The organism is Mycobacterium sp. (assembly GCF_032162605.1).
Lineage (GTDB): Bacteria > Actinomycetota > Actinomycetes > Mycobacteriales > Mycobacteriaceae > Mycobacterium.
In genome coordinates this window covers 1-6700 of record NZ_JAVROT010000608.1, presented here as the reverse complement: position 1 = coordinate 6700, position 6700 = coordinate 1, and the positions used below count along the sequence as shown (strand labels likewise).

Annotated in this window: 6 protein-coding genes; 1 reads left to right on the top strand and 5 read right to left on the bottom strand. The window is 67.0% G+C overall.

Features of this window, described 5'->3' with window-relative positions; genetic code table 11:
- The 4 genes from QOI01_RS34855 to QOI01_RS34840 all read right to left on the bottom strand — a co-directional run.
- Positions 1-1022, bottom strand: a 1022-nt coding sequence (locus QOI01_RS34855; protein ID WP_526388604.1) for an ABC transporter ATP-binding protein, incomplete at its 3' end; no start/stop codon positions are given.
- 11 nt (positions 1023-1033) lie between these two features.
- The gene (locus tag QOI01_RS34850; protein ID WP_526388602.1) at positions 1034-2026 is read right to left on the bottom strand and encodes an ABC transporter permease; all 993 of its coding nucleotides are present in this window, start codon (positions 2024-2026) and stop codon (positions 1034-1036) included.
- Between the two features lie 25 nt (positions 2027-2051).
- Positions 2052-2981, bottom strand: a complete 930-nt coding sequence (locus QOI01_RS34845; RefSeq protein WP_526388600.1) for an ABC transporter permease — start codon at positions 2979-2981, stop codon at positions 2052-2054.
- 27 nt (positions 2982-3008) lie between these two features.
- Positions 3009-4571 (bottom strand): ABC transporter substrate-binding protein, encoded by a 1563-nt coding sequence (locus QOI01_RS34840; protein ID WP_526388598.1) that lies wholly within the window; start codon positions 4569-4571, stop codon positions 3009-3011.
- 324 nt (positions 4572-4895) lie between these two features.
- Here QOI01_RS34840 and QOI01_RS34835 point away from each other — a divergent pair, with 324 nt between their 5' ends.
- Positions 4896-5888, top strand: coding sequence for a 2-hydroxyacid dehydrogenase (locus tag QOI01_RS34835; RefSeq protein ID WP_526388596.1), 993 nt, complete (start codon positions 4896-4898; stop codon positions 5886-5888).
- A gap of 79 nt (positions 5889-5967) precedes the next feature.
- Here the strand turns inward: QOI01_RS34835 and QOI01_RS34830 are convergent.
- Positions 5968-6700 (bottom strand): LysR substrate-binding domain-containing protein (locus tag QOI01_RS34830; protein ID WP_526388594.1); only part of this gene is annotated, 733 nt, incomplete at its 5' end.

Sequence of the window (6700 nt, the reverse complement as noted above, 5' to 3'; positions counted from 1 at the left end):
ACCTCCTTAGGGAAGTGGCAGGCAGCGTGATGCCTGCTGCCTACGACGTTCAGCGTGGGCCGGTCCGTGCGACAGACGTCTCCGACGAGTGGGCAGCGCGCCTGGTACGCACAGCCCTTGGGGATGGAATGCAGGTCCGGTGGGGATCCGCCGATGGACTTCAGCTCTTCTCCACGTACAGCGCTCACCGGTACCGAGTCGAGCAGACCCTTGGTATAGGGATGCCTCGGATTCGCGAATACCTCTGACACCAAGCCGGTTTCGACGATGTTTCCCGCGTACATGACGGCGACCCGGTCGGCTTCCTCGGCGACGAGAGCCAGGTCGTGGGTGATGAGCACGACGGCCATGTCGTACTCGGCGCGCAGACTGCGCAGCAGTGCCATGATCCCCGCCTGCACTGTGACGTCCAGTGCCGTTGTCGGCTCGTCGGCGATCAGGACACGCGGGTTCAGCGCGACCGCCATGGCGATGAGCAGGCGCTGCCGCATGCCACCGGAGAACTGGTGCGGGTAGGAGTTCAACCGGCTCTCGGGCTGCGGGATCCCAACGCGCGCCATCAATTCGACGGCCCTGCGCTTGGCCTCCTTCGCCTTCATCCCCTGGTGGATGCGGAACGGCTCCGCCAGCTGGGTGCCCACGGTGTAGAGCGGGTTGAGTGCGGTCAGTGCGTCCTGGAAGACGATCGCCAATTCGGTGCCCGCGAGCCGCCGCCGCGCCTTCCTGTCGACGGTCAGAAGGTCGGCGGACGCCCCGTCGCTGCCGGTCAGCACGGCCGACCCGGCGGTCACCTCGGCGACCGGTTCGAGCAGGCCGACCAGCGCCGTCGCGGTCATCGACTTGCCGCAGCCGGACTCGCCGAGCAGCGCGAGTGTCTCGCCGCGGCGGGCGGCGAACGACACGTCGTTGACCGCCCGGACCTTGCCGCGGATCGTGCGGATGTCGACGGTCAGACCCTCGACGCTGAGAGCGGGATCGGCGTCGACGACGTCGGCACGCTGGTGTTCTGCGACAGCGGTCATGGCAATTCCTTTCAGGACAGACGCTTGGTGGCCTTGGCGAAGCGGGACAGTCGCTTCTGCGGGACGGTGAGCCGCCACCGCTGCCCGGGGTCTCCTGCGATACGGGCCCAGGACGCCAGGATGGTGGCCGACACCGTGGTGACCACTATGGCGAGTCCGGGGAAGAACGAAAGCCACCAGGCCGTGTTCAGGTAGGTGCGCCCCTGCGCGACCATCAGGCCCCAGCTGACGTCGGGCGGCTGGATGCCGATGCCGAGAAAGCTCAGCGAGGACTCCGCGAGCATGACGTAGCAGAAGTCGAGCGTCGCCACGGTCAGCAGAGTCGGCAGCACGATCGGGAGGACGTGCCTGGCGATGATCGCCGACGGGCTAGCCCCGAAGGTGCGAGCGGCGTCGACGAAGAGCCTGCTCTGCAGCTCGGCCGATTCGGCGCGGGCGGTGCGTAGGTAGACCGGGATGCGGGTCAACGCCAGCACCGCGACGATGTTGGCCGCACTCGGCGAGAAGACGTAGAGCACCACCACGGCCAGCAGCAGCGACGGGAAGCTCATGATCACGTCGGCGACGCGCATCGCCACCGTCTCTCGCCATCCGCGGTGGTAGCCGGCCCACATGCCGATCAGGGAGCCGACGACCGCGGAGATCACCACGGCCGGAATGGCGACCGAGAGCGTGGTTCGGCTCGCGACGATCAGCCGGGCGAGCATGCTGCGCCCGAGCGGGTCGGTGCCGAGCACGTTGGCCCAGCCGTGGGCGAGCGTGAAGGGCGCCTGGTTGGAGTTGTCGAGATCGATGTGGGTGGCGAGGTGGCCCATCGGCATCGGCCCGAAGACAGCGGTGAGAACTACCAGCGCCAGCACCGCGGCAGCGCACGCGGCCACGCGGTCGTTGACCAGCAGCCGGAACCAGATCGACCGCCCCGACTTGCGCGATCCGTTCGTCTCCGCCTCGCCGACGATCGCCGCCGTCGGCTTAACCGGCACCAGATCGAGTTGAGTGCTCATGTCCCAAATCCTTTCGTGGTCTTCCCTAGACCAATGCCGGTTCCCGCACGCGTGCGTCGAGCAGCGCGTAACAGGCGTCGATGGCGATGTTGAGGACGAAGATGCTGACCGCGGTGAGGAGCACCGCCGCCTGCAGCACCGCGAAGTCGCGCTGCAGGATGGCGTCGATCATCAGCTTGCCGATGCCCGGCCAGCCGAAGATCGCCTCGACGACGACGGCGCCGTTGATCAACCCCACCGCCAGGTCCCCTGCGACGGTCAATGCCGGTGCGGCCGCGTTGCGCAGCGCGTGGTGGGTGACGACCCGCAGATCGCCTGCGCCCTTGCTGCGCGCCAACCTGACGTAGGGGGCAGACAACGCGGAAACCATTGCGCCGCGGACTACTTGGGTGAGCACGCCGAGCGGACGGATCATCAACGTGGCGATCGGCAGGATCCAGGACAGCACCCCGCTGTCGACGCCGGAGGTCGGCAACACGCCCAGCAGCACCGCGAACAGCCACACGCCGGTAATCGCGAACCAGAAGTCGGGGATGCTGGCGGCGGTCATGGACAGCAGGCTGGAGAACCGGTCGGCCAGCGAGTTGGGTCGGTACGCCGCCCAGCAGCCGATCACGACGGCCGCGACGATGGCGAGCAGCATGGTGGTGACTGCCAGCTGCAGAGTGGCGGGGAAGGCGCGAAAGGCCATCTCGGACGCCGACTGCCCCGTCCGCAACGAAGTCCCGAAGTCGAGGTGGAGCACGCCCTTGAAGTAGTCGGCGAGCTGCGTGGTCAGCGGAAGGTCGAAGCCGTTCTTCTCGGCGAAGGCGTGGCGCTGCGCCTCGGTGGCCGACTCGGGAAGGTAGAGGCTGGTCGGGTCACCGGTGAGCCGGGCGAGCAGGAACACGCCGAGCAGCACGATGATCAATGGCAGTGCGCTGGTGTACATCCTGCGCCGTACGAACGAGAACATGGGCTGTGTCTCCTGGGCTGGGTGGGGTTACGAGACGTCGGCGCCGCTGGTGCCGTCGGTGGCCATCGTCATCTCGGCCAGCCGCATCTCGTCACCGGTAGCGGAGTTCGGGACGTAGTCGACGCGTGACGACTTGCCGAGGATGCCCTTCATGTGGGCGAGGTAGGCCATCTGCATGATCTCCTGCGGCTCCTCGGCGAACAGCTTGGCGAACGCATCCTCGCGGGCCGTGCCGGTGAGGGCTTCCGTGGCGCGGATCTTGGCATCGAAACTCGTTGTGCCGTAAGCCGCCTGGGGGCCGTCACTGAGCATGTACTGGTCCATGGTGAAGGCGGCATCACCCGCTTGGTTGCCGTGCATGATCATGAGGAGGTAGGGGCCGGCGTTCTCCGGGAACGGCCGCAGCTGGTATTGGAGCTGGGCCGCCGTGTCCATCATCTCGATCTTGACGTTGAGTCCGATCTCGGCCAGTTCGCTCTGGATCACCTCGATGGTCTCGGCGATCTTCGGGAACTGGGCAGTGCGGCCGATGAGCCGGATCTGCTTGTCGACGGGAACGCCGTCGGCCTTGGCCTCGGCGATCAGCTGCTTGGCCTTGTCGGTGTCGTGCGGCCAGAGCTGCAATTGGTCGTTGTACCCCACGACACCGGAGGGGATGAGCTGTGACGCGGGGTCGCCGAGCCCGCGGAAGAGCGCCTTGACGATGCCGGTGCGGTTGATGGAGTAGTTGATGGCCTGTCGCACGCGCATGTCGTTGAGCGGTGCTTCCGTCGCCTGCATGCGAAGCGCGGTGGTCTCGTTGTTCTGGAACGGGACGCCCAATGCGCCGGCTCCATCTTCGGGGCCGAGGCCGGTAGCGATGTCGGTCTCGTCGCCTGCGATCATCGCGGCACGGACGCTGCCTTCACTGCGCCACTGGTATTCGGCCCGCGCAAAGGCGGGCTTGGCACCCCAGTAGTGATCGTTTCGTGCCAGCACCAGCTTCTGGCCGTACTCCCAGTCCGCGATGGCATAGGGGCCGGTGCCGATGGGCTCGCGGACCTTCTCGGTCGTGCTGGTCGATCGCGGCACCATCTCCACGAACGAGATCCGCAACGGCAGAATCGGATCCGGCTCCTGGGTCGTGACGGTCAGCGTGGTGTCGTTCGGCGCCGCGAGGTTCAGCTTCTCGTCGCCGAACACGTATCCGTCGACGTTGCATTGCAGCTCGGAGTTCACGGCCCGGTCGATTGCGAAGGCGGCGTCGGCGGCCGTGAACGGCGCGCCGTCGGAGAAGTTCACCCCCGAACGGACGTCGAACGTCCACTCGGTCGGCGAGGTCTGGCGCCATCCGGTGGACAGCAGCGGCTGCAGTTCGCCGCTGTTGGGGTCGCGTTCGATGAGTGGCTCGGTGATGTTGGAGCGCACCACGATGCCCGTCGAGGTCAGCGAGCTCTCGCAGGGCTCAAGGGTGGGCGGCTCCTGGGAGAGCACGATCCTCAGCGTGTTGGGGTCGTAGCCACCGTGACCGGAGTTCGCGACGGTGCACCCCGCTGCCACCACGCACACACTCGCGGCGAGGGCCGCGATGCGGCTTGGGGTTGCGGGCATGTCTTCCTCCGGATGTCTCCTGTGACGTCCACGTATGTGGATGCAATCTGTGACGGTAGACACACCGTAGGAGCGGCTCCGAGAACACGTCAACCCAGGCCACGAGGCCAGATTGGGGTTGATGAGTGCCTTTCGGCGCGGGTGCTGCACCCCCAGAAATGCGCTGTGAACTGGCATTTCGACGGTATGCGAGCAGGTTTGATACTCGCGAGAGAACCTCAAACGGCTAGTTATGCGGCTTAAGCATCAACCAATGCTATTTCCGAGTTGGACAGGTATTCCCAGGCCTCCCTACGGTGGACCCAGAGCATCTAAGGAGTCGCCGTGCCCGAAACCCCCGCTTCCAGCCCAGCATCCGCACGTCGGGTCCTGCAGGTCGGACCCCTCAAGCCCTCCCTTGCCGACACCCTTCGGACCACCTACGGGGCGGCGCTCCTGCCGGAGGATCCGACCGAACGCGACGAGTTCCTGAGGCGCGGCGGCGCGGACGTCGTCGCGGTGGTGACGTCGGGCCGGACCGGTGTCGACGAGGCGCTGATGTCCGCGCTGCCGAACCTGCGCGCGGTGATCAACTTCGGCGTCGGTTATGACACCACCGACGTGGACGCCGCGGCGGCGAGGGGAATCGGCGTGAGCAACACACCCGACGTCCTAACCGACTGCGTGGCCGACACCGCGGTGGGTTTGATGATCGACGTGATGCGCCAGTTCTCGGCCGCCGACCGCTACGTCCGCGCCGGGCGGTGGCCTGCCGCCGGGAACTATCCGCTGACCCGTCAGGTCAGCAACAGTAAAGTCGGCATCATCGGTCTCGGCCGCATCGGTTCGGCAATTGCGCAGCGGCTCAGCGCATTCGGGTGCATCATCTCCTACCACAACCGCAGCGAGAAACCCGGTTCGCCATACACCTACGTCGGCTCGCCCGTCGAGCTCGCGGGCGGCGTTGACGTCCTGGTCGTCGCCGCCGCGGGCGGTAGCGGCACCAAGAAGCTGGTCGACGCCGGCGTCATCGACGCCCTTGGGTCGTCGGGTTACCTGATCAACATCGCCCGCGGCAGCGTCGTGGACGAGACCGCCCTGGTCGACGCACTGGTGCACGGCCGGCTCGCCGGCGCAGGGCTCGACGTCTTCGCCGACGAACCGAATGTGCCCGAGGCGTTGCTGAACCTGGACAACGTGGTGCTGTTGCCGCACGTCGGCAGCGGCACGGTCGAAACGCGAGCCGCCATGGAGCAACTCACGCTCGACAACCTCGACGAGTTCCTCAGCAGCGGCCGGCTGGCGACGCCCGTTCTGGAGCCCGCGCTGTCCGTGTAGCCAGACCATGCGCCGAATGTGACGCCACTGCGAAAGATTCGCCGAAACCTCGCAGTGGCGTCACGTTCGGCGGCAATGGTCAGTCGTCGACCAGGTCGTCGGTCGTCCACTCGCGGGGCGGCAGGACGTCGCGCAGCAGGCGAAGCAGCGCCGGATTGGTGCTGTCGCTGCGCCAGGCGGCGTCGAGTTCGACGGGGCGCTCGCGGAAGGCCCCGATGGAGCGGAACACCACGCCTTCCGGATGCAGGGTCGCCGCGGACGCCGGCACCAGCGCGATCCCGATGCCAGAACGCACCAACACCAGCATCGTGTGTACCTGGGTGACGTACTGGACGTAGCGCGGCGTGGCGCCCGCGATGGTGAACGTGCTGATCAGCAGGTCGTTGAAGTACCTCGCCTGCACCGGCGAGTACATGATGACGTCCTGGCCGTCGAGGTCGTTCAGGGTCAACTGCCGAGTCTGGGTGGCCAACGGGTGCCCGCCGGGCAGCGCCGCGACGAGTTGCTCGTGCAGCAGCGGCCGCGACACGATTCCCGGCCTCTTCACCGGCGGGCGGACCATCCCCAGATCGACCTCGCCGCTCATCAGACCTTCGAGTTGCACGGCCGAAACCATCTCGCGCAGTTCGAGTTTGACGTCGGGGAGCTGTTCGCGTGCGCGCTCGAGCAGGCGCGGCAGCACGGCGTGTGCGGACGCGGCGGTGAATCCGACGACGACGGTGCCGAGATCGCCTGCCGGGACCCGCTTGACGGTGATGGCAGCGCCTTCGGCCAATTGCAGGATGCGCCTGGCGTCCGGCAGGAACGCGACT

Bases quoted from the DNA above. Each gene is read 5' to 3' on its own strand.
- QOI01_RS34850 (WP_526388602.1), bottom strand. From the start codon at position 2,026: ATGAGCACTCAACTCGATCTGGTGCCGGTTAAGCCGACGGCGGCGATC.
- QOI01_RS34845 (WP_526388600.1), bottom strand. From the start codon at position 2,981: ATGTTCTCGTTCGTACGGCGCAGGATGTACACCAGCGCACTGCCATTG.
- QOI01_RS34840 (WP_526388598.1), bottom strand. From the start codon at position 4,571: ATGCCCGCAACCCCAAGCCGCATCGCGGCCCTCGCCGCGAGTGTGTGC.